Origin of the sequence: Kitasatospora sp. NPDC059803 (genome assembly GCF_042732255.1) — a bacterium.
Lineage (GTDB): Bacteria > Actinomycetota > Actinomycetes > Streptomycetales > Streptomycetaceae > Kitasatospora.
This window is the reverse complement of sequence record NZ_JBHWIJ010000111.1, coordinates 5,054-5,652: the sequence shown is the minus strand read 5'-3', so window position 1 is coordinate 5,652 and position 599 is coordinate 5,054. Positions and strand designations below refer to the sequence as shown.

Sequence of the window (599 nt, the reverse complement as noted above, 5' to 3'; positions counted from 1 at the left end):
GGGCCGCGCGCGGGCGCGCGCGGGCGCGCCGGCGCCGCCCGCGGGGGGGGCCCGCCCGGCCCCCCCCGCGGGCGCCCTCGCCGACACTCCTGGTTCTGCGCCGGTCCGGGCGTCGTGGTCGCCTGCGTCCGTGCGTGGACGGGGGTGGGGTGTGTGCTCAGCCGGCCGCGCGGTAGGCGGTCCCCACCCGGTTGGGGGTCGCCCGGTTGTAGAGGCCGGTGCCGCCACGGTCCGCGGAGAGGGTGAACCACGCGTAGCGCTCGACGAAGGGGAGTCCCTGGAGCATGGCGGTCGACTTCGTCACGAACGCGGCCTGTTGTTCCGGTGTCGGGTACCTCGGGGTGCCGCTGGAGAAGTCGATCAGGGCGTACTCGGTGAGCCAGATCGGCTTCTTGTAGCGGTTGTACACGGCTTGGAGGTAGCTGCGCAGTTGACCGGTCGCGGCGTCGGCGCGAAAGTCCGAGCCGTACCAGTGCAGGGGGATGAAGTCGACCTTGTCGTGGGGGGGGGGGGGGGGGGGGGGGCCCGGGCGCCGGGCGCCGCCCCCCGCGCGGCGCCCCCCCGCCCCCCGCGCGCGGCCGCCGCGCCGCCGCCCCGCG

At 77.6% G+C, this 599-nt stretch carries 1 protein-coding gene; it reads right to left on the bottom strand.

From position 1 onward, the window contains the following. Window positions 1–157 precede the first annotated feature (157 nt). A partial coding sequence (locus ACFV6I_RS19195) for a glycosyl hydrolase (protein WP_380426495.1) occupies window positions 158–599 on the bottom strand: 442 nt, incomplete at its 5' end.